Annotated in this window: 31 protein-coding genes; 29 read left to right on the top strand and 2 right to left on the bottom strand. The window is 37.2% G+C overall.

The features are described 5' to 3' along the window. Positions 1-242 precede the first annotated feature (242 nt). The 28 genes from tpx to RAH34_RS13555 all read left to right on the top strand — a co-directional run bounded on the left by tpx (position 243) and on the right by RAH34_RS13555 (position 21,008). Positions 243-743: a thiol peroxidase gene (gene tpx, locus RAH34_RS13690; protein WP_114821033.1), complete on the top strand. Its 501-nt coding sequence runs from the start codon at positions 243-245 to the stop codon at positions 741-743. Positions 744-827: 84 nt separating this feature from the next. After that, positions 828-1,403, top strand: a complete 576-nt coding sequence (locus tag RAH34_RS13685; protein WP_114821034.1) for a Crp/Fnr family transcriptional regulator — start codon at positions 828-830, stop codon at positions 1,401-1,403. 67 nt (positions 1,404-1,470) lie between these two features. Further along, on the top strand, positions 1,471-2,160 hold the full coding sequence (locus RAH34_RS13680) for an alpha/beta hydrolase (RefSeq protein ID WP_306596499.1): 690 nt from the start codon (positions 1,471-1,473) through the stop codon (positions 2,158-2,160). A gap of 87 nt (positions 2,161-2,247) precedes the next feature. After that, positions 2,248-2,595 (top strand): VOC family protein, encoded by a 348-nt coding sequence (locus tag RAH34_RS13675; protein ID WP_306596498.1) that lies wholly within the window; start codon positions 2,248-2,250, stop codon positions 2,593-2,595. 11 nt (positions 2,596-2,606) lie between these two features. Continuing rightward, the gene (locus RAH34_RS13670; RefSeq protein WP_306596497.1) at positions 2,607-3,011 is read left to right on the top strand and encodes a glyoxalase superfamily protein; all 405 of its coding nucleotides are present in this window, start codon (positions 2,607-2,609) and stop codon (positions 3,009-3,011) included. Positions 3,012-3,018: 7 nt separating this feature from the next. Further along, the gene (locus RAH34_RS13665) at positions 3,019-3,852 is read left to right on the top strand and encodes an AraC family transcriptional regulator (protein ID WP_306596496.1); all 834 of its coding nucleotides are present in this window, start codon (positions 3,019-3,021) and stop codon (positions 3,850-3,852) included. Between the two features lie 47 nt (positions 3,853-3,899). After that, entirely contained in the window at positions 3,900-5,030 is a 1,131-nt protein-coding gene (locus RAH34_RS13660; protein WP_306596495.1) for an NAD(P)/FAD-dependent oxidoreductase, read from the top strand. Between the two features lie 63 nt (positions 5,031-5,093). Next, positions 5,094-6,305 carry a DUF763 domain-containing protein gene (locus tag RAH34_RS13655; protein WP_306596494.1) on the top strand — a complete coding sequence of 404 codons (1,212 nt, stop codon included), beginning with the start codon at positions 5,094-5,096 and terminating at the stop codon, positions 6,303-6,305. A gap of 252 nt (positions 6,306-6,557) precedes the next feature. After that, positions 6,558-7,148, top strand: a complete 591-nt coding sequence (locus RAH34_RS13650) for a Crp/Fnr family transcriptional regulator (RefSeq protein ID WP_079242156.1) — start codon at positions 6,558-6,560, stop codon at positions 7,146-7,148. A 77-nt stretch (positions 7,149-7,225) separates the two neighbouring features. Continuing rightward, positions 7,226-7,633, top strand: a complete 408-nt coding sequence (locus RAH34_RS13645) for a VOC family protein (protein WP_306596493.1) — start codon at positions 7,226-7,228, stop codon at positions 7,631-7,633. 97 nt (positions 7,634-7,730) lie between these two features. Then, on the top strand, positions 7,731-8,141 hold the full coding sequence (locus RAH34_RS13640) for a VOC family protein (protein ID WP_306596492.1): 411 nt from the start codon (positions 7,731-7,733) through the stop codon (positions 8,139-8,141). 28 nt (positions 8,142-8,169) lie between these two features. Next, on the top strand, positions 8,170-8,631 hold the full coding sequence (locus tag RAH34_RS13635; RefSeq protein ID WP_306596491.1) for a hypothetical protein: 462 nt from the start codon (positions 8,170-8,172) through the stop codon (positions 8,629-8,631). 283 nt (positions 8,632-8,914) lie between these two features. Next, a complete protein-coding gene (locus tag RAH34_RS13630; RefSeq protein WP_306596490.1) occupies positions 8,915-9,439 on the top strand; it encodes a DinB family protein in 525 nt (174 codons plus the stop codon). Positions 9,440-9,441: 2 nt separating this feature from the next. Next, positions 9,442-10,218, top strand: a complete 777-nt coding sequence (locus tag RAH34_RS13625; RefSeq protein WP_306596489.1) for an alpha/beta fold hydrolase — start codon at positions 9,442-9,444, stop codon at positions 10,216-10,218. Between the two features lie 89 nt (positions 10,219-10,307). Further along, positions 10,308-10,739 carry a VOC family protein gene (locus tag RAH34_RS13620; RefSeq protein ID WP_114821046.1) on the top strand — a complete coding sequence of 144 codons (432 nt, stop codon included), beginning with the start codon at positions 10,308-10,310 and terminating at the stop codon, positions 10,737-10,739. Positions 10,740-10,817: 78 nt separating this feature from the next. After that, the gene (locus RAH34_RS13615) at positions 10,818-11,231 is read left to right on the top strand and encodes an SRPBCC family protein (protein ID WP_114821047.1); all 414 of its coding nucleotides are present in this window, start codon (positions 10,818-10,820) and stop codon (positions 11,229-11,231) included. 35 nt (positions 11,232-11,266) lie between these two features. Further along, the gene (locus RAH34_RS13610) at positions 11,267-11,506 is read left to right on the top strand and encodes a hypothetical protein (protein ID WP_306596488.1); all 240 of its coding nucleotides are present in this window, start codon (positions 11,267-11,269) and stop codon (positions 11,504-11,506) included. A 134-nt stretch (positions 11,507-11,640) separates the two neighbouring features. Continuing rightward, positions 11,641-12,507, top strand: a complete 867-nt coding sequence (locus RAH34_RS13605) for a VOC family protein (protein ID WP_306596487.1) — start codon at positions 11,641-11,643, stop codon at positions 12,505-12,507. A 46-nt stretch (positions 12,508-12,553) separates the two neighbouring features. Then, on the top strand, positions 12,554-13,387 hold the full coding sequence (locus RAH34_RS13600; RefSeq protein ID WP_306596486.1) for an SDR family oxidoreductase: 834 nt from the start codon (positions 12,554-12,556) through the stop codon (positions 13,385-13,387). 150 nt (positions 13,388-13,537) lie between these two features. Continuing rightward, positions 13,538-13,966, top strand: coding sequence for an SRPBCC domain-containing protein (locus tag RAH34_RS13595; RefSeq protein ID WP_114821050.1), 429 nt, complete (start codon positions 13,538-13,540; stop codon positions 13,964-13,966). 84 nt (positions 13,967-14,050) lie between these two features. Continuing rightward, the gene (locus tag RAH34_RS13590; protein ID WP_114821051.1) at positions 14,051-14,509 is read left to right on the top strand and encodes an SRPBCC domain-containing protein; all 459 of its coding nucleotides are present in this window, start codon (positions 14,051-14,053) and stop codon (positions 14,507-14,509) included. Between the two features lie 109 nt (positions 14,510-14,618). Continuing rightward, positions 14,619-15,077, top strand: a complete 459-nt coding sequence (locus tag RAH34_RS13585) for a DoxX family protein (RefSeq protein ID WP_306596485.1) — start codon at positions 14,619-14,621, stop codon at positions 15,075-15,077. Positions 15,078-15,248: 171 nt separating this feature from the next. Next, entirely contained in the window at positions 15,249-17,252 is a 2,004-nt protein-coding gene (locus RAH34_RS13580) for a S9 family peptidase (RefSeq protein ID WP_306596484.1), read from the top strand. A 684-nt stretch (positions 17,253-17,936) separates the two neighbouring features. Continuing rightward, entirely contained in the window at positions 17,937-18,491 is a 555-nt protein-coding gene (locus RAH34_RS13575; protein WP_228406519.1) for an RNA polymerase sigma factor, read from the top strand. Positions 18,492-18,502: 11 nt separating this feature from the next. Next, a complete protein-coding gene (locus RAH34_RS13570; protein WP_114821053.1) occupies positions 18,503-18,835 on the top strand; it encodes a hypothetical protein in 333 nt (110 codons plus the stop codon). A 90-nt stretch (positions 18,836-18,925) separates the two neighbouring features. Then, positions 18,926-19,183, top strand: a complete 258-nt coding sequence (locus RAH34_RS13565) for a hypothetical protein (RefSeq protein WP_034697056.1) — start codon at positions 18,926-18,928, stop codon at positions 19,181-19,183. A gap of 253 nt (positions 19,184-19,436) precedes the next feature. Beyond that, complete coding sequence (locus tag RAH34_RS13560) at positions 19,437-19,970, top strand: alpha/beta hydrolase (RefSeq protein ID WP_306596483.1); 534 nt, start codon at positions 19,437-19,439, stop codon at positions 19,968-19,970. A 390-nt stretch (positions 19,971-20,360) separates the two neighbouring features. Further along, positions 20,361-21,008, top strand: coding sequence for a J domain-containing protein (locus tag RAH34_RS13555; RefSeq protein ID WP_306596482.1), 648 nt, complete (start codon positions 20,361-20,363; stop codon positions 21,006-21,008). Position 21,009: 1 nt separating this feature from the next. Here the strand turns inward: RAH34_RS13555 and RAH34_RS13550 are convergent, their stop codons facing one another. Beyond that, entirely contained in the window at positions 21,010-21,159 is a 150-nt protein-coding gene (locus RAH34_RS13550; protein ID WP_164723264.1) for a hypothetical protein, read from the bottom strand. Between the two features lie 487 nt (positions 21,160-21,646). Here RAH34_RS13550 and gcvP point away from each other — a divergent pair, with 487 nt between their 5' ends. Continuing rightward, positions 21,647-24,505, top strand: coding sequence for an aminomethyl-transferring glycine dehydrogenase (gcvP, locus tag RAH34_RS13545; protein WP_306596481.1), 2,859 nt, complete (start codon positions 21,647-21,649; stop codon positions 24,503-24,505). A gap of 66 nt (positions 24,506-24,571) precedes the next feature. On the opposite strand, the gene RAH34_RS13540 is transcribed toward gcvP, so the two are convergent. Next, positions 24,572-24,783 (bottom strand): IS3 family transposase (locus RAH34_RS13540; RefSeq protein WP_306596480.1); only part of this gene is annotated, 212 nt, incomplete at its 5' end.

The raw sequence follows: 24,783 nt of genomic DNA, 5'->3' as shown, positions 1-24,783 counted from the left end.
GTATAATTTGTGCTTCACTTCCTTTCATAATTATTTTAAAAACAATTTTATAATTTTCAGAAACTGAACTTTCTGTTTATAAAATCTTCTTTTTCCAGACTATAGAAATAGTGAATTTTTTGTTTGGAAACTTGATTATCAAATGGATGAATTTTTTTTAACTTTAAGATTAATTTAATCATAATAAAACGGATAAAATTTTCTTTTTTGATTACATTTGAAAAACTTTAAAAATAAATATTATGTCGACGACCATCACTTTAAAAGGAAACGAAGTACACACAATAGGAACATTGCCATCAGTAGGAACCACTGTAAAAGATTTTGCACTGGTAGATTCAGGATTAGCAGTAAAAACTCTTGACACTTTTGCAGGAAAGAAAAAGGTATTCAATATTTTCCCAAGCATTGATACACCTACTTGTGCTGCTTCTTCAAGAAAATTCAATGAAGAGGCTTCAAAACTTGATAATACAGTGATCATCAATGTTTCTAAAGACCTTCCATTTGCATTAGGAAGATTCTGCGCCGCTGAAGGATTGAATAATGTGGAAACACTTTCAGACTTCAGAAGCAGCTTCGGAGATGATTATGAAGTGACCATCGCAGATTCTCCTATGAAAGGATTATTAAGCCGTGCAGTAATTGTTACTGACGAAAACAACAAAGTAGTTTATACCGAGCAGGTTCCGGAAATTGCCAATGAGCCTAATTACGATGCTGCTCTTGCTGCATTGAAATAATAAAATAATTTTTGTAGAAAAGCCTTGTGAATATCATTTTTACAAGGCTTTTTTTGAATATAACACCTCATCCAATCACACCAAATGATGTCAAATAATTATAAGAAATATGGAGAACTTTTTCAGGTAGATCAGGATCATTTTGAAGAATTCTATGCACTGCTTCAAGACACAAAGCTTTTAAAATCTGATTTTTTTCTCAAACAGGGAGAAAAATGCAAATATCTGGGTTTTATTAAAAAAGGAACCATCAGATCTTTCTACATCAACGATCAGGGACGCGAAATCAATTTTGGATTCTATTTCGAAAATGAATTTTTTACTGACTACGAAAGTATTCTTTGCGATACTGTATCCAATATGAATATTCAAGCCCTTGAAAACTGTGAAATTCTACTGCTGAGTAAAGAACATTTACAGGATTTATATAAAAAAGAAGCCTATTGGCAGCAATTCGGAAGAGTAATGAGTGAAAAGATTTATCTGGATGCCAAAAAACGAATCGATGATCTTTTGTGCTTTTCTCCCGAAAACAGATACCTTAATCTTGTCAAAAAACAGCCAGCACTTTTTCAGAAAATTGCCCAGAAACATATTGCCAGTTACCTTGGTGTAACAGAACAGTCACTGAGCCGTATCAGAAGCCGCATTGTTAATTAACTTAAGTTAACGTCCGCTCATGTTTTAAACCGTAGCTTTATCATCATCAAATTTTAACACAATCATTATGGAACAAAAAGATTTAACCATTATTCTGGTACACGGAGCATGGGGAGACGGATCACACTGGCAGTATATTATCCCTTCACTGACAAAAGCGGGATATAAAGTAAGAAGTGTTCAGAACCCGCTAACTTCTCTGCAGGACGACATTAATAAGACCAAAGACCTTATTGATGCTCAGGATGGCAAAGTACTTTTAGTAGGGCATTCTTATGGTGGTGCCGTTATTTCAGGAGCCGGACATCATGATAAGGTGGCTGGACTCGTTTATATTGCGGCTTTTGCACCTGATGCAGGAGACAGTCTGGGATCTCTGCTAGGAAGAAGAGAATCGCCGGGTGGAGCAAGCATTTATCCGGATAACAAAGGCTTTTTATGGATTAAATATGATGAATTCAAATCTGCTTTCTGTCAGGATTTAGATGATGAAAAAGCACTGGTAATGTCATTATCACAGAAACCTATTCACGGACAGTGTTTCGGAGACGTAGCAGGTGAACCGGCATGGAAAACACTTCCAAGTTGGTATCAGATCTCTTTGCAGGACCGCATGATTCCTGCAGAAACGGAAAGAGAAATGGCAGAACGTATTGAACCAAAGAAAATAATCTCTTTAGATGCAGGACACGCTTCATTGGCTTCACATCCTGAAGAAGTTACTCAGCTGATCTTAGAAGCAGCGGCTGCTGTTTAAATATAAAATACAAAACAAGAATTGAGTAAGCCTTGTGAAATTTTACGTAATTTCACAAGGCTTTTTTAATGAAAATAACAGTACAAAATGGTAAAAAGAATCGTAGCCAATATTAAAACCAATGATCTTTCCAGAGCCAGTCAGTTTTATCAGGATATTTTAGAACTGGATGTTTTGATGGATCATGGCTGGATTAAAACGCTGGGTAACGAAGAAGCAGCAAAAATTCAGATCAGCTTTGCCGAACAGGGAGGAAACGATACGGAAGTTCCCGATCTTTCCATTGAAGTAGATAATGTGGATGAAGTTTACAACAAAATTAAACATGCCGGTTTTGAAATCACTTACGAACTTACCAATGAAGACTGGGGTGTCCGCAGGTTTTTTGTTAAAGATCCGTTTAAGAAACTGATCAATATACTGTCTCACCAATAAATACAATTACAATGAAAGCGGATAGAATTATTCCTGTATTAAGAATCTTCGATTATCATAAAACAAAAGAATTTTATGTAGACTGGCTGGGATTTGAGATCGTGTGGGAACATTATTTTGAAGAAAATACCCCTGTTTATATGGAGGTGAAAAAAGAAAATATCATTTTCCATTTAAGCGAACACCACGGAGACGGAACACCCGGGACAAGAGTTTCCGTCTGGGGAGAAGGCGTTCCTGAATATCACAAAGAACTGATCGGCAAAAAATACAAATACAACCGTCCCGGACTTGAAAAAACGTTTTACGGAGCCATATCCTTTACTGTAATTGATCCTTTTGGAAATAAAATTACTTTCGAAGAAGAATATGATGAAGTAAAACATAAAGATCTGAAACTATACTCCCACGATTGATAAAACTATGCTTTCCAATATACACCAGGAATTTGAAGTCCCGGAAGAAGTAAAGGATACCATCAAATGCTTTTGGTATAACCGAAGGGATTATGGAGAAGAACTGTCAGAATTTACAGTCCTTCCGGATGGTTATGCAGAAATCATTTTTCATTTTGGAAGCGGATGCAGTATTGCTCACCAGGGAATTTTACAGGCTTTACCTTCTCCGTTTATTATGGGACTGCTCAATCAGCCTGCTATTTTTCATGCTCAGAACCAGTTGGAAATTATTGGGATCAGATGTTTTCCATGGGCTGTTTTTGATTTGCTGGAACTTTCATCAGAAAAAACAGAAAACGGAGTTCATACATTTGAACATCCTGTTGCACAACTTCAAACGGTATTAAGTGATCTTGTTACTCAAGGAAAAATAGAAGATGCTATTGCCCAGGTAGAATACTATTTTCTGAAATTACATCAAAATATCAAATCAGACAGTCTCCTTTCTAAAGCCGGAGCCGCCATAAGAAAAAATAAAGGAGCCATTCCTGTAAATCAGGTTGCGGATTCAGCGCATACGACCGTTAGAACATTAGAAAGAAAGTTTAAACAATCTTCCGGTCACACGGTAAAAGATGTCTCCGGAATTATGCGTTTTGAGCAGATAAGAAACCGTCTGTGGAATGCTCCTGAAGCTTCTATTGCTGAACTGGCACAGGAATTTGGATATACAGATCAATCTCATTTAAGCAGAGAGTTTAAACGTTATAGTGGCACAACACCTGCCGCTTTTGCACGGGAATCCAAAAAGAGAAAACAAGCTTTAAGTAATGATTTTGTCGCATTTGTACAAGCATAATACAACTGCATTCCGGAATTTTGTACCCTAATAAATACAGTGAAATTATGGTACTGAATCATAAAAAAGTGGCTATTATTGGCGCCGGACCCGTTGGTTTAACAATGGCTGTTCTGTTACAGCAAAAAGGTGCTGAAGTGATTGTTTATGAAAGAGATCTTAATGCACAGACAAGAGTCTGGGGCGGAACATTGGATCTTCATAAAGAATCAGGGCAGAAAGCCATGAAAAAAGCCGGGCTGCTTGATCAATATTACGCGACAGCTTTACCTATGGGAATCAAAATTGCCGATGAACAGGGAAATATCCTGTTTACAAAAGAAATCACCCCCGAAAATCAATATGACAATCCTGAAATTAACAGAAATCATTTGAGAGCAATGCTGCTTGGCAGTCTGGCCGACGATACCGTAATCTGGGATATGAATTTTACCGGAATGGAAGAAAATGATGGACAATGGCTGCTTCATTTTAAAGACAAACCTGATGTGACAGCTGATCTTGTTATCGGTGCCAATGGTGGAATGTCTAAAGTAAGAAAATATGTAACAGATGCCGAAGTAGAAGAAACCGGAACGTTTATCATTCAGGGAGATGTTCCACACCCTGAAAAAACGTGTTCCGAATTTTTCAATTGGTGTGAAGGGAAAAGACCAATGGCAGCTTTTGAAGGCAATTTATTGGTCGCTAATCCTTATAACAATGATACTTTGACGTATGGGGTTATATTCAAAAAACCTGAAGAATGGGAAGATGGCTGTACCTTAAACTTTAAAGATACAGAACAGGTTCGTCAGTTTCTTTCCGAGAGGTTCTCTGCATGGAGTGAGCTTTATCAACAGCTATTTAACGCAACTTCCTTTTTTGTAGGGTTGCCAACGAGAAGGATTCCATTAGAAAAACCCTGGAAAAATAACCGTTTGTTACCTGTTACATTGATTGGTGATGCTGCCCATCTGATGCCACCTTTTGCAGGACAGGGCGTGAATACGGGATTAGTAGATGCATTAATTTTATCAGAAAATCTGACAGAAGGAAAATACCTAACCATTTCTGAAGCCATTAACGCTTACGAAAAAGAGATGTTTCTTTATGCCCGAGAAGCACAGCTTGAATCCAGCAAAAACGAACTGGAAATGCGGGATATCAAATTCTCCTTTACAAGCTTTATCCAATAATTAATGATCCGGATCATTAAAAGATAAGGGGAATAAAACTTACCTTTACATTTTAAAAAAAGAATGAAACGTTCAGGAACAGCAGATTTACCCCTTCACTATGGCAAAGTACCGCCATGGCTGTATGAGCGTATGTCTGTTCTTGGGCTGTCCATTATTGAAGTCATTCTCATGGATTACGGTAAAGATGAAGTGCTGCGCCGATTGGCAGATCCATTCTGGTTTCAAAGTTTTGGAGCGGTGATGGGAATGGACTGGCATTCTTCAGGAATTACCACTTCCGTTATGGGCGCTTTAAAACGTTCTATTAATCCTAATTCGCAATCTCTCGGACTTTATATCTGTGGCGGAAAAGGGAAATTCTCCCGCGAAACTCCATCAGAACTGATCCAGATTGCAGATAAAACCGGATTAAACGGGACCGAGCTGGTAAGAGCCAGCAAACTTTCTGCAAAAGTAGATAACACAGCCATTCAGGATGGTTATCAGCTGTATCTGCACAATTTCATCCTTTCAGACAACGGAAACTGGAGCGTTATTCAGCAGGGAATGCATGAATCCGATGGAACAGCAAGACGTTACCACTGGCACTCGGAAAATATCACTTCGTTTGTAGAAAAGCCCCACACAGGAATCAATGGGATTTCAAGAGGAAGAATTCTTAACCTTACGGATACCGAAGCTTCAGAAAACAGAAAAGGAATTCTGGATATTTCCCATACCGATTCCGCTGAGGTGATGAAAGATTTTGCAAGACTTATTCTTCCTGCCCACCATGATGTTCAGGCTTCTGATGTTGACCTGAAACGGCTTGGAGCACTTTTGTATGTTACCAGAGAGCAGCAGCCTCAGAATTTTGAAGACTTATTGATGCTGGAAGGCGTAGGGCCAAGAACCATGCAGTCATTGGCTTTGGTAAGTGAAGTGATTCACGGAGCACCGTCAAGATTTGCAGATCCCGCAAGGTTTTCCTTTGCTCATGGCGGTAAGGACGGACATCCTTTCCCTGTTCCGATCAATACGTATGATGAAAGTATCAGCATTCTCAGAAAAGGAATTGAAAAATCCAGGCTGGGAAACTCTGATAAGCTGAATTCCTTAAACAAGCTTCACCAGATTGTCACTGAAGCAGAAAAAGACTTTACACCGGATTTTGATATTCAGCAGGTCATTGAAGAAGAAAGACATAATTCCTGGCGTTTTGGTGGAAAAACCGTATTTGGAGATGCCCAGAAACCTAACCCTCCAAAAGCAATCCAGCTTTCTTTATTTTAAAGCAAAAGTCTTATAATTCTATTACCGTCAAATAAATGTTTTACCATTCCCATCCTCCGGAGGGGTGGCAAAAATTCAAAGAATTTTTGACGGGGTGGTTTAAATAACTGTTTAATATTATAGATTTTAAAATAGTATTGATTAGAGTGTAATACATGGCTTTTTATAAAGGTGTTACATTCTTTGTTTAATGTTTCTTGCTTTAATTCAATTAAAAATTTTACTTTTAAAGACTTAAAAAATTGACACCAAATGACCAATAAAGCTTTAGAAACCTGCTATGATTTCCCCTTCTTTTTCCCTGAAGAGCTTGCTGAAATATTCCAGGCTCATGAAAAAACGTCTTTCCAGAAAGGTGATTTCATTCTTGAAGAAGGAAAAACAGCCAATGAATATTATATTCTTGAAAGCGGATTGGCGCGTTCCTATGTGAATGATTTCAACGGAAATGAAGTAACCACTCATTTTTTTGTAGAAAATGAAGTAATTATCGAGGTTTTGTCGATGTTTCAGAGAGTTCCATCTCAGGAAAATATTGTTTGTATTACCGACTGCGAATGCTGGAGATTAGATTATGATACCTTCCAGGAGCTGTTCCATAAAATCCCAAACCTCAGGGAATGGGGTAGATCATGGATGTCTCAGGAGCTTTTTGCCTACAAACAAAGGTCTGTAGAGATGTTTACCCTTTCTGCCACCAGAAGATATCTTAATCTGCTGGAACAGAAATCTAAAGTCATACAATTTGCCCCCTTAAAACAAATTGCTTCCTATCTGGGAGTTACAGACACTTCACTGAGCCGTATCCGTAAGGAAATCGTTTCCCATCCTAAGAAAATTTAAATCTTGCCCTATGACAAGTAGATTTTCATTGCACCTCGGTAATTTTGGATTACAGTTTAACACTAAAATTACGAAAAATGAAAGTCAACCAAATTTATGTGAACCTTCCGGTAAAAGATGTACAGAAAACAAAAGAATTCTGGACTAAGGTAGGTTTTTCTATCAATGAACAATTCTCTGATGATAAAGCAACCTGTGTTGTTTTGAATGATACCATCTCTGTGATGTTTTTGCAGGAAGATTATTTTATGACCTTCACCAATAAACCTGTTGCCAAAGAAAATACCAGTCAGGTTCTTGTGGCGGTGGGATTAAACAGTCGTGAAGAAGTAGATACAATAGTGAATACTGCTGTAGAAAACGGGGCATGGCAGCATGAAGAACCTCAAGATTACGGATGGATGTACCAGAATTCTTTCTGGGATCCGGATGGGCACGGCTGGAATATCACTTTTGCCGATATGTCTCAAATGCCGACCGAATAATTTAAATCCAAATAAAAAATAAATCTTGTCCTATGGCAAGCACATTCTTATCCTATCCTGGTAATTTTGGATAACAATCACCACTAAAATTTACAAAATGAATATTACCGATATTTACGTCAATTTACCCGTAAAAGACGTTCAAAAAACCAGAGAATTCTGGACGAAGCTTGGCTTTTCTATTAATGAACAGTTTTCAGATGAGAAAGCAATATGCGTAGTCATGAAAGAAAATCATATCTACACTATGTTTCTTAAAGAAGAGTTTTTCCAAACTTTTACCAACAGACCTTTTACGAAAGGAGATACCACACAGGTACTTCTTGCTATCGGAGTCAACAGCAGGGAAGAAGTAGATGGAATGGTAAAAACAGCGATTGAAAACGGAGGTTCAAAATACAGTGAACCTGTAGATTACGGATGGATGTATCAAAGCAGTTTTGCAGATATCAATGGCCATCAGTGGGAAGTAATGCATGGAGATGTCTCTCAGATCCCTGCCGAATAATTTAATAATACCCCAAATTATATCTCCAATGGAAACGCAGTCAAACGATATAGAAATCATAAAAAATCAGGTAACCAGTAACTATTATGTGATTACGATGAATATTGATGGTATTACCCACGAAGAATCCATGATTTTTCCTAATGGTGAAGCCAATTGTATGAACTGGGTTCTGGGACATTTAATCTACATCAGAAATCCTTTACTGAATATTTTAGGAGAAGAATCTGTCTGGGACAGCGAACAATTTTCCTTCTATAACAGAGGAGAAATGCCTTTAGATCGAAAAGATGAATTGGTCAATTTTGAAGATTTAAAATCTTATCTGAAACAATCTCAGGATAAGCTGGAAGCAAAGCTAAGCACTCTTGAAAGCTTTCAGGCTGAAAAGGTTAAAGATATATCAACCCTAAGCCTTCATGAAATCTATCACAGCGGACAGCTGGGCTATCTCCGCAGAATTTTAGGAAAACCAGGTGCAATAAAATAATAATTTTAGATTTCTAACCTTGTCAGAAATGAGAAAAACAGATGAAGCAAAAAAATACCTGCAATCATCTGCAAAATCTGCGAGAGCATCTTAAATTTAGATTCCTTGCTTTGCTCGCAATAACAAATGAAAAATTTAAGTTTTCCATACTTTAGAATAGTACAATTTTATCGAAGATAAAATCCTCGCGCCTTAAAAACGTATGGTAAGTAAAACCCTTAGCGCCTTAGCGTTTCTCCAAAATTCAAACCTCTAATTTCTAACTTCTAATCTCTAATTAAAAATGAACACACCAAAATCAAAAAAAATGGAGCTCGTCATTCCGGCTTACAGAATGCATTCCCAAAGTTTTATGAACGTTTTGGCCGGCATTTCGGAAGAAGACGCCTTGAAAAGAATTGAAAATAAAACCAATCACATTGTATGGATGGCAGGAAATTTTGTCAACATGCGCTACGGATTAGGTTCAGTACTTGGACTTCAGGGAGAAGATCCGTACAATGATTTATTTTTCCAGGGAAAAGCACTGGATGAAAGTTTTAAATATCCAACGCTGGCCGAATTGAAAGAAAATTTTCACTCAATTTCTGCTAAAGTATATGAAAAGCTTTATGAAGTAACCGATGAAGAGCTGGATGAAATATTTGAAATAGGAATGAACATCCCTTTCATTAAAGAAACAAAACTCAATTTTGTCGGAATGTGCATCGGCCGTGAAGACTATTTAAGCGGACAGATAGGTTTGATGCGCAGAATTTTAGACTATCCGGGAATGAAATACGATGTGGACGAAAATCTTAAGTACTAACAATGAATCCAGTAGAAAAAGGCTATAAAAAAGTCAACGGAATCAAGTTGTATTACGAGATCTACGGATCAGGAAAGCCTGTGGTATTGATCCATGGCGGTGGTTCTTCCATGCTCTATGATTTTAAAGAAGTCATTGCAAGACTGGGTGATCAATTTCAATTGATAGGAATTGATTTGCAAAATCATGGCAGAAGTGAGCACCGCGATATTCCTGAAACCTTTGAACAGGATGCAGACGATGTTGCAGGACTTTTAGCAGCACTTACTATCAGAAAAGCTTCATTCTGGGGATTCAGCAACGGAGGAAGTACCGTAATGCAGGTTGGGCGTCGTCATCCGGAAATTGTTGAAAAACTGGTTGTTGCTTCAGCTTTCTACAAAAGAAGCGGAATGATAGATGGTTTTTTTGAAGGAATGCAAGAGGCCACTTTTGAATCAATGCCGGAACCTTTCAAAATTAATTTTTTAAGCCTCAATCCTGATTTTTCAAAGCTTGAAAACCTTTTTGAGAAAGACTGTACAAGGATGCAGACATTTCAAGACTGGGATGATGAGGTGCTGGCGTCTATAAAATCTCCCACCTTATTCATCAGTGGAGATCAGGATGTGATGAAGCCGGAACATACAGCAGCAATGTGGCGTTTGGTGAAAGGTTCACGATTAATGATCCTTCCTGCCACTCATGGCACTTATATGATGCCGGACTTTGACGGAAGTATGGATACTAATCTCATAGACTTTACCGTCAGGGAAGTAGAGAAATTTTTAAACCATTAAGCATTTTTTATTCATAGTAAATTAATTAATCCTTAATGGATCAACAGTAGAAACTATATCTTATAATAATAACTTTAAAATTTAAAATCATGGCTAAATTAAATCCATACCTGAATTTTGATGGAACAGCAGAAGAAGCGTTCAATTTTTACAAAACTGTTTTCGGTGGTGAATTCGTTGGTGGAATTCATAAAATGGGTAATGCTCCCGGTACCGAAAACCTTTCAGAAGAAGAAAAAAACAGAGTAATGCACATTGCTTTACCTGTGGGAGGAGACCTTTTAATGGCATCTGATATTGTACCGGCATTCGGGCAGACTCTTACCGTAGGAAATAATAATTATGTATCTATTTTCCCAGACTCCAAAAGTGAAGCAGACAGAATTTTTAAGGAACTTTCTGATGGCGGAAATGTAGAAATGCCTATTGAAGATCAGTTCTGGGGAGACTATTTCGGATGTTTCCAGGATAAGTACGGTGTTCATTGGATGGTGAACTATAATGAAGAATATGCAAAATAATCTTATATTTAACTAATGATAATAAAGAGATGCTCATTTTTGGGCAGCTCTTTATTTAACTTTTAAAAATATAGAACTATGGATCCAATTAAAATCGATATTACAATTTTAGCACCAGTGGAAAAGGTTTGGAATTATTTCAATGAACCCAAACACATTACGAAATGGAATTTCGCCCATGAAACCTGGCATTGTCCTAGTTCTGAAAATAACCTTGTAGTAGGAGGCAAATTCAAAAACAGAATGGAAGCAAAAGACAAAAGCTTCGGATTTGATTTTGAAGGCGTATATGATGAGATTATTCCTCATGAGGTCATTAAATATCACATGGAGGACGGACGAAAAGTAGAAGTTGTTTTCGATAAAATAGATGAAAATACAACGAAAGTGATTGAAGTTTTCGATCCGGAAAAACAAAATTCTGTGGAAATGCAGCGGGATGGCTGGTATGCTATTCTCAACAACTTCCACAAATATGTTGAGAATCATTAACAATATTTTTTGTAGCCATGATCAATCTAGTTATCATGTCAAAGAGTTTAAGCTCTATGTATGCTTTTAATTATGACTCTGCAGAGCAATTCCTTCACGGAGTTATTGCAATACCCGCAAGAAGAGCCTTAGAAAAAGAAAAAATAAATTCTTTGGAAAAACTTTCAGATTATTCCGAAAAAGAAATCATGCAGCTGCATGGTTTCGGTAAAAATGCAATGATGAAACTGAAGAATTACATGAAAGAAAATCAGGTCTGCTTTAAAGAAGCATAATAAATATACGACTGAAAAATTTGCAGTGTCATTGCGTTAAAAACGAAAGAATGTTGTTTAAATGCAAAGACATAAAACTTTTTGCTGTTGTACAGAGAATAAAAAATATAGTACCCCTGTTAAAATTTAAAATTATGAATAACGATATTTTCCCATGTCTCTGGTATGATGGAGACGCCAAGCAGTCTGCAGAATTTTATTGTAAAGTTTTTGGAGGCGAAATCACAGCAGATACTCCTGTTGTAATGAATATTGATTTGTTTGGACAAAGAATCATGCTTCTGAATGGAGGCCCTCAATTCAAAAAAAATGCTTCTATCTCTTTCATGGTCATCTGTGAAACAGAAGATGAAGTTCAAAAATACTGGGATCAGTTACTGGATGGAGGAATCGCTTTGATGGAACTGGGATCTTACTCATGGAGTCCGAAATACGGATGGGTTCAGGATAAATATGGTGTAACATGGCAATTGTTTCTGGGAGAAAAAGCAACTGATCAGAAAATAATTCCTACTTTGATGTTTATCCATGCGAACAACGGCAAAGCCAAAGAAGCAATGGAACTTTACACGAAAACTTTTCCCAATTCAAGCATAGGAAATATATTAACCTACGGAGCAGGGAGCGAAGGGCATGACCACCCGGAACCGGCAGAAAATGTTCAGCATGGTCATTTTACAATCGATAATTACAGCTTATTCTGTATGGATAATTCCTATGACCACCAGTTTGACTTCAATGAAGGAATATCATTGGTGGTAATGACAGACGACCAGGGACAAACCGACAAATACTGGAATACACTCACTGCTGATGGCGGCAGAGAAAGCATGTGCGGCTGGCTGAAAGATAAATACGGATTGAGCTGGCAGATTGTTCCTAAAAGACTTATCCAGTTAATGAATGATTCTAATCAGGAGAAAGCTTATCAGGTGGTACAGGCGATGATGAAAATGCAGAAAATTATCATCCGGGATCTGGAAGATGCATACAACTCTTAAACTTTTCGGCGTATTGTTTGATGTACTTTAGAGAAAAGATTTGCTTATGAAAACGCAGAACAAATCAAAATCTAAGTCAAAAGTCCCTAAAGAAGGGCTGTTTCCGGAAATTATCCGGAACGATTATCAGGGAAGTCGAAAACTGCAGGGTAAAAAAGCGGTTATTTCCGGAGGAGACAGCGGCATAGGACAGGCTGTAGCTGTTCATTTTGCCAGAGAAGGAGCAGATGTCGCCATTATTTATAAAGAAAGTGACGATGATGCTAAAGAAACCAAAAAACTGGTGGAAAAAGAAGGGCAGAAGTGTCTTCTCATCAAAGGAGATCTTACCCGGAAAGCATTCAGAACCAAGTGTGCAGACAAGATTAAAACAGAGTGGAAGAACCTTGATATTCTGGTTAACAATGCTGGAATTCATACCTCAAAAAATAATCTGGAAAAAATCTCTGATGAACAGATTCAGGAAACGTTTGATACCAATATCATTTCCATGATTTCATTCACCAGAAATTTTCTTCCGATGATACCCAAAGGTGGCCGGATTATCTGTACAACCTCCGTCACAGCATACCGTGGAAGCGATCACTTAATAGATTATGCGGCGACAAAAGGAGCTGTTTTGTCTTTTATCCGTTCTTTGGCGGATAATCTCGCAGAAAAAAAAATTCTGGTGAATGGAATTGCTCCGGGGCCTATATGGACTCCACTGGTGAAAGAAGCTTTTGATGATCTCTCCACATTTGGAAAAGATACTCCGCTGAAAAGGGCGGGACAGCCATCAGAAGTAGCACCTGCCTATGTTTTTCTCGCTTCAAAAGATTCAAGTTATATCACCGGAGAAATCATTCACATAAACGGAGGTGATTTTGTCGGAGGATAGAATGAGAAGCTAGAAGCCAGAGGCTAGAAGCTAGAAGCTAGAAGCTAGAAGCTGTCACAAAATAACACTCTTACTCTCTGACTCTCAAACTCACTCACCAACACAGTCACCTGTAACCTATTATCCACCACCTAATACCTTAAAAAATATATGGAAAAATTATCATACGAAATAGAGATCAATGCTGAACCTGAAAAAGTATGGAGTGTCCTTTGGGGAGACATTACCTACAGGCAATGGACAACAGCATTTACAGAAGGTTCTTTTTATGAAGGAACGCTTGAAGAAAATAATATCGTTAAATTTCTTGATCCCAAAAACAACGGGATGTACAGCAGGGTAGAAAAAGTGATTCCCAATGAGGAAATAAAATTTTTGCACCTTGGAGAAATCTATGAAGGTATCGAAGTCCCTCAGGATTGGGGAGAAGCTACGGAGGCTTACTTTCTTGAGGAGAACGAAGAAGGAACTTTACTGAAAACAGAAGTTCAGACTCCGGCAGAATTTAAAGAATTTTTTGAAGAGAAATTTCCAAAAGCGATGTCACTCGTCAAGCATCTTTCCGAAAATCAGCTGTAAATAATTGAGTTAGAATTAAAAAAAATCTGCGAGCTCTGAGATGGCTTCGCTTTGCCCGCAATGACCACCCTAAAAAAATAAAAAATGGAAACCTTATCATACGAAACAGTAATTGATGCGCCGATGCAGAAAGTATGGGACATCCTTTGGAATCCTGCAACGTACAGCGAATGGACGAAGTATTTCGGTGCAGGATCTGTTATGAAGTCCGACTGGAAAGTAGGAGGGAAAACCTATTTCCTGAATGCTCAGGGAGAAGGAATGGTCTCAACCATAGACAGTATGGACGAGCCCAATCAGATTGTATTTAAACATCTGGGAATGGTGGATAAAGAGGGAAATGAAGACACTCAGAGCAAAGAGGTCATGGAATGGAACGGGAGTTTTGAGAAATACTTTCTGATAGACTTTGAAGGAAAAACAAAACTTCATGCCGAAGTTCAGGTAGAAAAACAATGGCAGGATCACATGAATACAGGCTTTACAAAAGGACTGATGGTTGTGAAAAGTCTTGCCGAAGGAGTGAGCCTCGGTTCAGTGTAAAGAAATTCAACGTTTAAAGTTCAAGGTTCAAGGTTTAAAGTTTAAAGTTGTTATTTTATCCTGAATACTAATACCTGCTACCTGCCACCTAAAATCTACTATCTAAAAAATGAAATTACTTGTAATACTTTTCGCAACTTTTATTCTGGCTTTGCTGGGAACTTTTTTGTTTCAGGGAAAGCCGGATTTTATATTTTCAGGGAATTTAGGGATGGCTGTTTTCATCATATTTACAGGTTTCTCCCATTTTAAATTTCAAAAGGGAATGGCGATGATGATTCCTGATTTTATCCCTGCCAGAATGTTTTGGGTATATTTTACGGGAGTTCTGGAAATTGCAGCAGGAATTGGATTGATGATTCCTTCAATTCGTGAAATGACAGCGATTTTACTGATCATTTTCTATATAGTGGTTTTTATAGCCAATGTCAATTCTTCCAGGAAAAAGATTAATATTTTTAAAGCCGATTACACAGGGCCGGGAATGAAATACCTTTACACCCAAAGGATTCCCATGCAGATGATTCTGATCGTCTGGACCTGGTATTTCGGAATTTATTTACACTAAAAAGACAGTCTGTAAGGGCTGTCTTTTTTATGTAATTGAGATTTTTTTAATTAAATGATATGAAATTGTAACATTTTGCAGGTGTATTGTGTCTTATTGTATAAAATGCATTTGTTTTTTATTGTTTAAAAATGAGTGCTTTCTATAACTTTAACCTTTAAAACAGAAGTTATGAACCTAAATCACAACATTTTCGGTACAGCGCTTATTGTACTATCCACCATTATGACCAACGCACAGAACTCTACTGCCAAACTGCCGGGAGATCCTACTTTACCATCTTCCAAAGCTAACCTTGAAAAGCTGATTTCTTACGATAAAGGAAACTTTAAATACAAAGTTGAAGATTATTTTGCAAGACCAAAAGCCTCAACCTTTAAAATCTCCCCTGACGGAAAATATCTTTCTTATAAAGAGAAAGACCAGGAGAAAAAAAATCATGTCTATGTAAAAGATCTTGGTACAGGAAAAATTACCAGAGCTATTGTAGAAAAAGATGATTTGGTAAGAGCATATGGATGGCTGAACAAAAAACGTCTTTTCTATACTCAGGATAGAGGAGGAAATGAAAATATTCATTTGTATGCGACAGACATTGATGGAGGAAATCAGAAGGATTTGACCCCATTTGACGGAGTAAAAGTACAGGCAATTATACCTATAAAAGATACTGATTTCGTTGTGGTTACCATGAATAAAAACAACAAGCAGATCTTTGAACCTTTTAAAATCAATTTCGTTACCGGGGAAATGACCCAGCTGTATGAAAATAAAGATGTCAACAGCCCTATCGACGATTATCTTTTTGATAAAGACGGAAATCTGAGAGGTTATAGCGTCCTTGAAAACGGATTAACCACAAAAACCTATTATAAAGATCTGCAGACCGGAAAATTCAATCTTATCAAATCTGCAGACTGGTCTGATACCTTCAGTATTATAGAATTTAATGAAAATTCTAAAAATAAAGACGAAGCCTATGTAGTAACCAATCTGGATAGTGATAAAGCGAGAATTGTACTGTATGATCTGAAGAAGAATGCGGTGATTAAAGAAATTTATTCCAATCCGGTATATGATGTAAGCTCAATAAGCACTGCCGGTAAAAACAGAAACTATGAGCTTGACTATATCAGTTATGAAGGAACTAAAGGAGAAACTGTTCCGGTAAGCAAATTTTATAAAGAAATACATGACCAATTAAAATCTCAGTTTGGAGATAAGGAATTTGGAATTGCTTCTTCTGATGATAATAATGATAAACTTCTGATTGTGGTAGGAAGCGATAAGCTCTACGGAACCTATTATGAATACGATACCAAAACCAAACAAACCAAACTTCTTTACAACCTGATGCCTCAGCTGAAGGAAGAAGATATGGCTGAAATGAGACCTATTGAATTCAAAAGCAGAGACGGGCTGACAATCCATGGGTATATTACCCTGCCTAAAGCAGCATTGGAAGGTAAAAAAGTTCCTTTGATTGTCAACCCTCACGGCGGACCTCAGGGAATCCGAGACAGTTGGGGATTCAATCCGGAAACACAGCTGTTTGCAAGCCGTGGATATGCTACGCTTCAGGTGAACTTCAGAATTTCCGGTGGATATGGAAAATCATTCCAGAAAGCGGGTTACAAGCAGATCGGAAGAAAAGCAATGGATGATGTGGAAGATGGTGTAAAATATGCCATTGAGCAAGGATGGGTAGACAAGGATAAAGTTGCGATCTACGGAGGAAGTCATGGTGGATATGCAACATTGATGGGGCTGATCAAAACTCCTGATTTATATGCTTGTGGAGTAGACTATGTAGGAGTATCCAACATCTTTACTTTCTTTGATTCTTTCCCGGAATACTGGAAGCCCTACAAAGAAATGGTAAAACAAATCTGGTATGATCTTGATAATCCTGAAGAAGCCAAAATTGCTAAAGAAGTTTCCCCGGTATTCCAGATTGATAAGATTAAAAAACCATTATTTGTAGTACAGGGAGCTAACGACCCAAGGGTTAACATCAATGAATCTGATCAGATTGTAAAAGCGATGCGTGCCAAAGGATTTGAAGTACCTTATCTGGTAAAATATGATGAAGGACATGGATTTGGTAAAGAACCGAACAGAATTGAGCTTTATAAATCAATGTTAGGATTCTTTGCAGAAAATTTTAATAAATAAACTATTAATCAAATAGCATTTGAACGGAGGGCTTAGGTCTTCCGTTTTTTTATGGCTAATGTCATTGCGAGCAAAGCGAAGCAATCTCAATATGCTTATACTTTGATGGTTGGAAAAACGCAAAGGCACTAAGTTTTTTACAACAAGCTGTACATTTTAAGGCGCAGGGATTTTATCTATGATAAAATTGGTCAGTGTATATTTTAAATTCTCTCGCTGATTTTGCAAATGAAGCAGATGGTTATGAAAAAAATCTGCGTAATCTGTATGATCTGCGAGAAAAATAGTAATCGGTCGCTTACTGAAAATCATATATTGAACGAAGCCGAAATATTCTTGAGCCTTTGCGCTTTCCAACAAAAAAAGAACATTATTTTATCATTCATCATTCATCATTCATCATTCATCATTGATACCCCTAGCCCCGATAGCAGCGGTTACCCCGGAACATGAATGGGAGAGCCGGAGGGAAATAGCTTGGGATAGTGGGGCGTGAGGAGTATGAGCGGATAGCGGGAAAAAGCTTCTGAAAAATAATGTATGCCTAAGTTGTTTAAAATTTATGAAATAAAAACACGATGGATAAAAGAAAAACTGAATTCTAAGAAAAATATTTTAAATTTATTAAAGTAAAACCAAAAGTTCAGCCGTCATAACCATATGGAGGTTGTCGAAAAAATAACAATGCCACAGAAGGAGAAAGAAAGCATCATCTCACAGACCGTTTCCAACTACGGAGGGAAGCTGATGTCCTATATTCGTCCGAAAGTGAAAAACACGGAGGATGCGGAAGATATTCTGCAGGAAGTGTGGTATCAGTTCAGTAGCCTTACGAATCTTTCTGAGATCGTAAACGTTGGAGGCTGGCTGTACAGGGTGACGGCAAATAAAATTACAGACCGTTACCGGAAAAAGAAAACAGAAAATCTTGAAGATTTCGTATATGAAGATGAAGACGGCAGTTTTTCTATCAAGGATATTCTTTTGATGGATGAAAGTGCCGGTCCTGAAGTGAAGATGTTTCAGGATGAGATCTGGAAAAAACTGTTTGAAGCGCTTGATGAACTTCCCGAAAAACAAAGGCTGGTCTACGTAGAAAATGAACTGAACGACAAAACCCTCCAGGAGATCGCCGATGAGCAGGGAGAAAACATCAAAACCATCATCAGTAGAAAAAACTATGCTGTGAAGCACTTGAGAAACAGATTGAGAAAGTTATACGAAGATTTAAAAAGTTAGAAAAAGAAATTATGAATCATAAACACAAAAAGGGTTGGATTTTTTTATTGCTATGCCCGCCATTAATTTTAGCTGCCGTTACATGGATTGTCATGATGCTTTGGAACTGTCTTCTTCCGGAGATTTTAGGAGCTAAAACCATTACTTTCTGGCAGGCCATGGGAATATTGATCCTAAGCAAAATTCTTTTCGGAGGTTTCCATTTCGGTAAAGGAATGAGAGATTTCAAGGAAAGAAAGATGAGAGAGAAAATGGCAGGTTTATCTCCTGAGGAAAGAGAGAAATTTAAAGAAGTCTGGAGAAACAAATGCTCCGGTGGATTCTTCAACAGAAACAACGAATAATTTGAAATTTTTAAAGAAGTAGTAAAGTAAAATTAAAATTCATTCGTCTCTATAAAAAACAAGAAGTAGTAAAATTTAAAATTTTGAAAAATGAAAAATTCAGCATTAAAAGGAGCTCTGGGAGCATTAGCCGTTGTAGGTGTAGCCTTAATCGCTAAAAAAGCAATACAAAGAAAAAGATTTATCAAAGGTATTTTTGATGAGTATGGAATTAAAGAAAAGTCACCTTTCGGACTTGCAGATAAGATCAGAGAAATGAATGAGGAAGACTATCAGGAACTGAAAGGGAAATTCAAAAAAGAATTCCATTCAAGATGCTGCAAAAAGGATAATATGTGTGAAGCATAATCCATACAGGACTAAATTGAAATTGTTACATTCCGGCGCGGGAAGCAAAGCTTCCCGCGCCGGAATTTTTATATAAAATAGTCCCAGTAAAGGGTTTTTAATACTATATTTGTTTCGTTCTAATTAAAAGCTATTTCAGGTTATGATGAGGTTTAGAAATGTTTTTATTGTCATACTTTCATTTTTTTCGATCATATTGTTTGGCCAAAAGTCACAACAAAAACAATATATTATCTTTTTACATAATAAATTTTTGGAAGACCATTCTTTTGAGGAAAAACATCCGAAATATGGTGTTGCAGAATATGAAACAATACTCAACAAACTCAGAGGTCAAAATACAGTTGTTATTTCTGAGAAAAGAAAAGCGGGTACAGATCCATCGGTGTATGCTGAGAAGGTAAAGAAGCAGATTGATAGTCTCCTGAAAAAAGGAATTCCAGCTGGAAGAATAACAGTGGTAGGAACTTCTCAGGGAGGTTATATTGCACAATATGTATCTTATTATGAAAAAAAACCGCAATTGAAGTTTGTCTTCATTGGAGCCAGCTTCAAAGATGATTCTTTGGAAAAGGATAAAAACTTCAGATTGTATGGAAGAATACTTTCCATTACGGAGAAATCGGATGACGGACATGTGCCGTTATCGAAGGAACAAAGGTTGATCAGATCTGATATTAAAGATTTTAAGGAAATTGAACTTAATACAGGTTTACATCACGGTTTTCTGTTTAAAGCCCTCAACGATTGGATTGCTCCCACTAAGGATTGGATTTCCCGTAAATAAATACTGGTTGGGCTATTACCGTTTAGTTCTTATGATTGAAGTTACTACTCAATGATCTGCGTAATCTGCGAGATCTGCGGGAAATACTGTTAATATGAAGTAGAGATTCTTTGCTATGTCCGGAATGACAAAAGGACTGCTGAACTCATTCAATTCGCAGTATTTGTTGAGAAGTGCAATTTTATCGGAGATAAAATCTTTGCGTCTTAAAAATATACAGCTTGCTGTAAAAAGACTTAGCGTCTTTGCGTTTTCCAATCATCAGAGAATAAGCGTATTGAGATTGCTTCACCTTCGGCTCGCAATGACTTTCTGATCCATACTTTCAACAAAAAATTACTGTAAACATCCAACACAAAGAAAAATAAATCCTTATTTTTGTATTGCTCAATGAAAGATTACTACTATTTTCTCGGTATATCACAGGATGCTTCGGAAGAAGACGTCAAAAAAGCCTATCGAAAACTGTCTTTAAAATATCATCCCGATAAAAATGACAATGACGATTTTTTTGCAGACCGTTTCCGTGAGATTCAGGAGGCTTATGAAACCTTGAGTGATCGTGCACTCAGACGTACTTATGATCAGAATCTGGAAAATCATCAGAAAAGTTTCAGATATAATATTCCGCCAGCCATCAAAACTTTTACAGCGAATAAAATTCATGCGAAAAAAGGAGAGGAGATTATCATCAACTGGCAGACGAGCAATGCTGATGTAGTAAAGGTATTGCCTTTCGGATTGGAAAAGCCGTATGGAGAAAGGATCTTTAAGATCACAGAATTTAAAGACGGGAAATTCCAGCTTTTGCTTCATGCGACGAATTCTCTTTTGCACAAAACGGTTGTTCAGGGAATTACCATTACAGAAGTTTTTGAGAACGATTCTGAAAAGTTCAAAAACTCGGTGGAAGAAATGTTTAAGCCACAGCCCAGTACAAGAATTAACAAATCCGGTCAGCCTAAAATTATGATGCTTATCTGGGGAGTTATTATTTTAGCGATTGCTATTTATGTACTGATCAAAAATTTCAGCTAGTTTATGCCATTTTCTTTCTTCCCGGGCATTTTTTACATCTTTTCCCTTTTTTGAATTTTTTACAACAAGATTTCTTTTCACAGAACATCTCTTCGTTATTGAATGAGTAAGGAGCCAATGGCGGAACTTTAAATGGGACAATCATATTCATGCTGCAAATATATTAATTTAGAATAAATATAATTAATAAAATTTCATAAAATTCTTAAAACCTGATGTATAACGGGAAAAGTCCTTTACATAAAGAAATAAAAGAGCTGGATTGGCGCTCTCATCACTTCTTATATTCACCATCAATGCAGCTAAAGTTTGTTTTTTGAATAAAATTAAAATTTACAGACTTTTTACAAGATAAGTTTAATCACTAGAACAGATGTTGTTGAATAATTTATTTCACTTTGATAAAATAGAGAGTGTTTAATTGTGAGATAATTGATGTTTTTATTGTGTATTATGTATAGAATAATGAATATTATTGTTGAAACTAATCTGAACTTTATATGATGGTTGTGAAAAACAAATTGTGAGAAAAGTCACAAATATTTTTGTGAATTATCGCATGGGATCCCCTCTTGTACAATCGTCCAAAAAATTGTAATTTTACCCATCTTTTTACAAACAAAATCTAATAAATAAAAATGAATACAGAACAGTTTGTGAGCCGTCACATTTCCCTTAATGAAGCCGATAAACAGGCGATGTTGGAGAAACTTGGCGTTTCTAGTATTGAAGAGTTAATTTCTCAAACCATCCCTTCTTCTATCCGTTTAGAGAAAGATCTTGAGATCTCGGAACCACTTTCTGAATACGAAATGTTGAACCACTCAAAAGAATTGGCATCTAAAAATACTGATTATACAAGTTATATCGGATTTGGATACCACAATACACTTTTACCTTCAGCAATCCAGAGAAATATTTTTGAAAACCCTAGCTGGTATACGGCATATACTCCATATCAGGCAGAAATTGCACAGGGAAGACTTGAAGCTCTTCTTAATTTCCAGACTGTCGTATGTGATCTTACTGGTTTTGCATTAGCCAACGCATCTTTATTGGATGAATCTACTGCTGCTGCTGAAGCAATGCACATGTTCTTCAACAACAGATCTAAAGACCAGAAAAAAGCAGGAGCTAATAAGTTCTTCATTTCTGACCTTGTACTTCCTCAAACAGTTTCTGTATTAAAAACAAAAGCTGAAGGATTAGAAATTGAAATCGTAGTAGGAGATCATAAAACGCACCAGTTTGATGCTTCTTATTACGGTATTTTATTACAGTATCCTGGTAAAAACGGAATCGTTTTAGACTATACAGAAGATATCGTAGAATATAAAAAACTTGACCTTCAGGTAGCGGTTGCTTGTGACCCGATGGCTTTGGTTAAGCTAAAGTCTCCTGCAGAAATGGGTGCTGACTGTGCGGTAGGAACTACACAGAGATTCGGTATTCCATTAGGATATGGAGGTCCTCACGCAGCTTTCTTTGCTTGTAGAGAAGATTATAAAAGAGATATTCCGGGAAGAATCATTGGGGTTTCTCAGGATATGTACGGAAGACGTGCTTTAAGAATGGCATTACAGACAAGAGAGCAGCACATCAAAAGAGAGAAAGCTACTTCAAACATCTGTACCGCTCAGGTTCTTTTGGCAGTAATGGCGGGTATGTATGCTGTTTACCACGGACCAAAAGGATTAAACTATATCGCTGATCAGATTCACTTTAAAGCAAATGCTTTGAAAAACGGTCTTAAGGCATTAGGATATCAGGTAGTAGAAGAGCCAATCTTCGATACGGTGAAAATTACTATGGCTGAAGATGAGAAAGCAAGATTGGTAAGACTGATGCTTGATCACAGATTAAACTTAAACTATTTCACAGAAGGAGTAGTAAGCATTGCGATCAACGAAAGCACAACATTAGAGAAATTAAACTACCTGATGGCTTCTTTCGCTCAGTTTAAAGACAAGCAGACTTTCAAATTAGAAATCAAAGAAGGATACAGCATTCCGGAAGAGAATTTAAGAAAAGACGAAATTCTTACAGAATCAGTATTCAACAAATACCATACGGAAACAGAATTGATGCGTTACATCAAGCGTCTTGAGAGAAAAGACTTATCATTGACTCACTCAATGATTTCTTTAGGATCTTGTACCATGAAACTGAACGCAGCGACTCAAATGTTACCACTTTCATGGGAAAACTGGGGAGCAGTTCATCCATTCGTACCTGTGAACCAGGCGGAAGGATATCAGGAAATGATCCGTGAACTGGAGAAAGACTTAGCAGAAATTACAGGTTTTGCAGGAACTTCTCTTCAGCCAAACTCAGGAGCTCAGGGAGAATATGCAGGATTAATGGTGATCAGAGAATATCACATTTCAAGAGGAGACCACCACAGAAATGTAGTATTGATCCCTCAGTCTGCACACGGAACCAACCCGGCTTCTGCTGCAATGGCAGGAATGAAAATCGTAGTGGTGAAAAACCTTGAAAACGGGGAAATCGACTTCGAAGATCTTAAAGCTAAAACAGAACTTCATTCAGCAAACTTATCAGCTGTAATGATCACTTACCCTTCTACTTACGGTTTCTTTGATGCCAACATTAAAGAAATTACCAACCTTATCCACGAGCACGGAGGACAAGTATATATGGATGGTGCAAACATGAACGCTCAGGTAGGATTTACAAGTCCTGGAAACATCGGAGCTGACGTTTGCCACCTTAACCTTCACAAAACTTTCGCAATTCCTCACGGAGGTGGAGGTCCTGGAGTTGGTCCGATCTGTGTTGCTAAACACCTGGTACCTTTCCTTCCTTCTAACGCGAACATCAGAATCGGTTCTAAAGAAGCTATCGAAGGTATTTCTGCTGCACCTTACGGTTCAGGATTGATCCTTAACATTTCTTATTCTTACATCAAAATGTTAGGAACAGAAGGTCTTAAAAAGGCTACAGGACATGCTATCATGAATGCTAACTACCTGAAAGAAATTTTAGCAGAGCATTTCCCGATTTTATATTCCAACGAAAACGGAAGAGTAGCGCACGAATGTATCGTAGATTTCCGTCAGTTCAAATCTTTAGGAATTGAAGTGGCTGATGTGGCAAAGAGATTAATGGATTATGGTTTCCATGCTCCTACCGTTTCTTTCCCGGTTGCAGGTACACTAATGATTGAGCCTACAGAATCTGAAAGCAAGTCTGAAATTGATCGTTTTGCTGAAGCATTGATCTCTATCAAAAAAGAAATAGATGAAATTGCCAACGGTGAAGCAGATGCTGCCAACAACGTATTGAAAAATGCTCCTCACACAGAACAATTGGTAATCTCTGATTCATGGGATAAACCATACAGCAGAGAAAAGGCAGCTTATCCATTAGAATGGGTAAGAGACCACAAATTCTTCGCTTCTGTATCAAGAGTAGATGAAGCGTACGGAGACAGAAACTTAGTATGTACTTGTGAGCCGATTGAAGCTTATATGTAATCTCAGTTTTTATACATAACAAATCCCTTTCAGCAATGTAGACTGCACCCAAAAGTTTAGACAAAATTAAACAATATTATTATATGAAAGAGTTCGGTACTGTACCGGACTCTTTCCTTTTAGATTAAGTCTTATCCTGTCGTTATTGTAATAATTGATATACTTCTTTATTTCTTTTTTGAGCTCATCAATGGATTTAAATTTCTTAGTATAGAACATTTCAGATTTTAAAGTTCCAAAGAAGTTTTCTATTACTGCATTATCCAGACAGTTTCCTT

The organism is Chryseobacterium sp. WLY505, assembly GCF_030846215.1.
GTDB lineage: Bacteria > Bacteroidota > Bacteroidia > Flavobacteriales > Weeksellaceae > Chryseobacterium.
This window is presented reverse-complemented; position numbering and strand designations above follow the sequence as displayed.

What these genes read in the sequence shown, in the direction of transcription:
- tpx (WP_114821033.1), top strand. Translation starts at nt 243, where the DNA reads ATGTCGACGACCATCACTTTAAAAGGAAACGAAGTACACACAATAGGA.
- RAH34_RS13685 (WP_114821034.1), top strand. Translation starts at nt 828, where the DNA reads ATGATGTCAAATAATTATAAGAAATATGGAGAACTTTTTCAGGTAGAT.
- RAH34_RS13680 (WP_306596499.1), top strand. Translation starts at nt 1,471, where the DNA reads ATGGAACAAAAAGATTTAACCATTATTCTGGTACACGGAGCATGGGGA.
- RAH34_RS13675 (WP_306596498.1), top strand. Translation starts at nt 2,248, where the DNA reads ATGGTAAAAAGAATCGTAGCCAATATTAAAACCAATGATCTTTCCAGA.
- RAH34_RS13670 (WP_306596497.1), top strand. Translation starts at nt 2,607, where the DNA reads ATGAAAGCGGATAGAATTATTCCTGTATTAAGAATCTTCGATTATCAT.
- RAH34_RS13665 (WP_306596496.1), top strand. Translation starts at nt 3,019, where the DNA reads ATGCTTTCCAATATACACCAGGAATTTGAAGTCCCGGAAGAAGTAAAG.
- RAH34_RS13660 (WP_306596495.1), top strand. Translation starts at nt 3,900, where the DNA reads ATGGTACTGAATCATAAAAAAGTGGCTATTATTGGCGCCGGACCCGTT.
- RAH34_RS13655 (WP_306596494.1), top strand. Translation starts at nt 5,094, where the DNA reads ATGAAACGTTCAGGAACAGCAGATTTACCCCTTCACTATGGCAAAGTA.
- RAH34_RS13650 (WP_079242156.1), top strand. Translation starts at nt 6,558, where the DNA reads ATGACCAATAAAGCTTTAGAAACCTGCTATGATTTCCCCTTCTTTTTC.
- RAH34_RS13645 (WP_306596493.1), top strand. Translation starts at nt 7,226, where the DNA reads ATGAAAGTCAACCAAATTTATGTGAACCTTCCGGTAAAAGATGTACAG.
- RAH34_RS13640 (WP_306596492.1), top strand. Translation starts at nt 7,731, where the DNA reads ATGAATATTACCGATATTTACGTCAATTTACCCGTAAAAGACGTTCAA.
- RAH34_RS13635 (WP_306596491.1), top strand. Translation starts at nt 8,170, where the DNA reads ATGGAAACGCAGTCAAACGATATAGAAATCATAAAAAATCAGGTAACC.
- RAH34_RS13630 (WP_306596490.1), top strand. Translation starts at nt 8,915, where the DNA reads ATGAACACACCAAAATCAAAAAAAATGGAGCTCGTCATTCCGGCTTAC.
- RAH34_RS13625 (WP_306596489.1), top strand. Translation starts at nt 9,442, where the DNA reads ATGAATCCAGTAGAAAAAGGCTATAAAAAAGTCAACGGAATCAAGTTG.
- RAH34_RS13620 (WP_114821046.1), top strand. Translation starts at nt 10,308, where the DNA reads ATGGCTAAATTAAATCCATACCTGAATTTTGATGGAACAGCAGAAGAA.
- RAH34_RS13615 (WP_114821047.1), top strand. Translation starts at nt 10,818, where the DNA reads ATGGATCCAATTAAAATCGATATTACAATTTTAGCACCAGTGGAAAAG.
- RAH34_RS13610 (WP_306596488.1), top strand. Translation starts at nt 11,267, where the DNA reads ATGTCAAAGAGTTTAAGCTCTATGTATGCTTTTAATTATGACTCTGCA.
- RAH34_RS13605 (WP_306596487.1), top strand. Translation starts at nt 11,641, where the DNA reads ATGAATAACGATATTTTCCCATGTCTCTGGTATGATGGAGACGCCAAG.
- RAH34_RS13600 (WP_306596486.1), top strand. Translation starts at nt 12,554, where the DNA reads ATGAAAACGCAGAACAAATCAAAATCTAAGTCAAAAGTCCCTAAAGAA.
- RAH34_RS13595 (WP_114821050.1), top strand. Translation starts at nt 13,538, where the DNA reads ATGGAAAAATTATCATACGAAATAGAGATCAATGCTGAACCTGAAAAA.
- RAH34_RS13590 (WP_114821051.1), top strand. Translation starts at nt 14,051, where the DNA reads ATGGAAACCTTATCATACGAAACAGTAATTGATGCGCCGATGCAGAAA.
- RAH34_RS13585 (WP_306596485.1), top strand. Translation starts at nt 14,619, where the DNA reads ATGAAATTACTTGTAATACTTTTCGCAACTTTTATTCTGGCTTTGCTG.
- RAH34_RS13580 (WP_306596484.1), top strand. Translation starts at nt 15,249, where the DNA reads ATGAACCTAAATCACAACATTTTCGGTACAGCGCTTATTGTACTATCC.
- RAH34_RS13575 (WP_228406519.1), top strand. Translation starts at nt 17,937, where the DNA reads ATGCCACAGAAGGAGAAAGAAAGCATCATCTCACAGACCGTTTCCAAC.
- RAH34_RS13570 (WP_114821053.1), top strand. Translation starts at nt 18,503, where the DNA reads ATGAATCATAAACACAAAAAGGGTTGGATTTTTTTATTGCTATGCCCG.
- RAH34_RS13565 (WP_034697056.1), top strand. Translation starts at nt 18,926, where the DNA reads ATGAAAAATTCAGCATTAAAAGGAGCTCTGGGAGCATTAGCCGTTGTA.
- RAH34_RS13555 (WP_306596482.1), top strand. Translation starts at nt 20,361, where the DNA reads ATGAAAGATTACTACTATTTTCTCGGTATATCACAGGATGCTTCGGAA.
- RAH34_RS13550 (WP_164723264.1), bottom strand. Translation starts at nt 21,159, where the DNA reads ATGAATATGATTGTCCCATTTAAAGTTCCGCCATTGGCTCCTTACTCA.
- gcvP (WP_306596481.1), top strand. Translation starts at nt 21,647, where the DNA reads ATGAATACAGAACAGTTTGTGAGCCGTCACATTTCCCTTAATGAAGCC.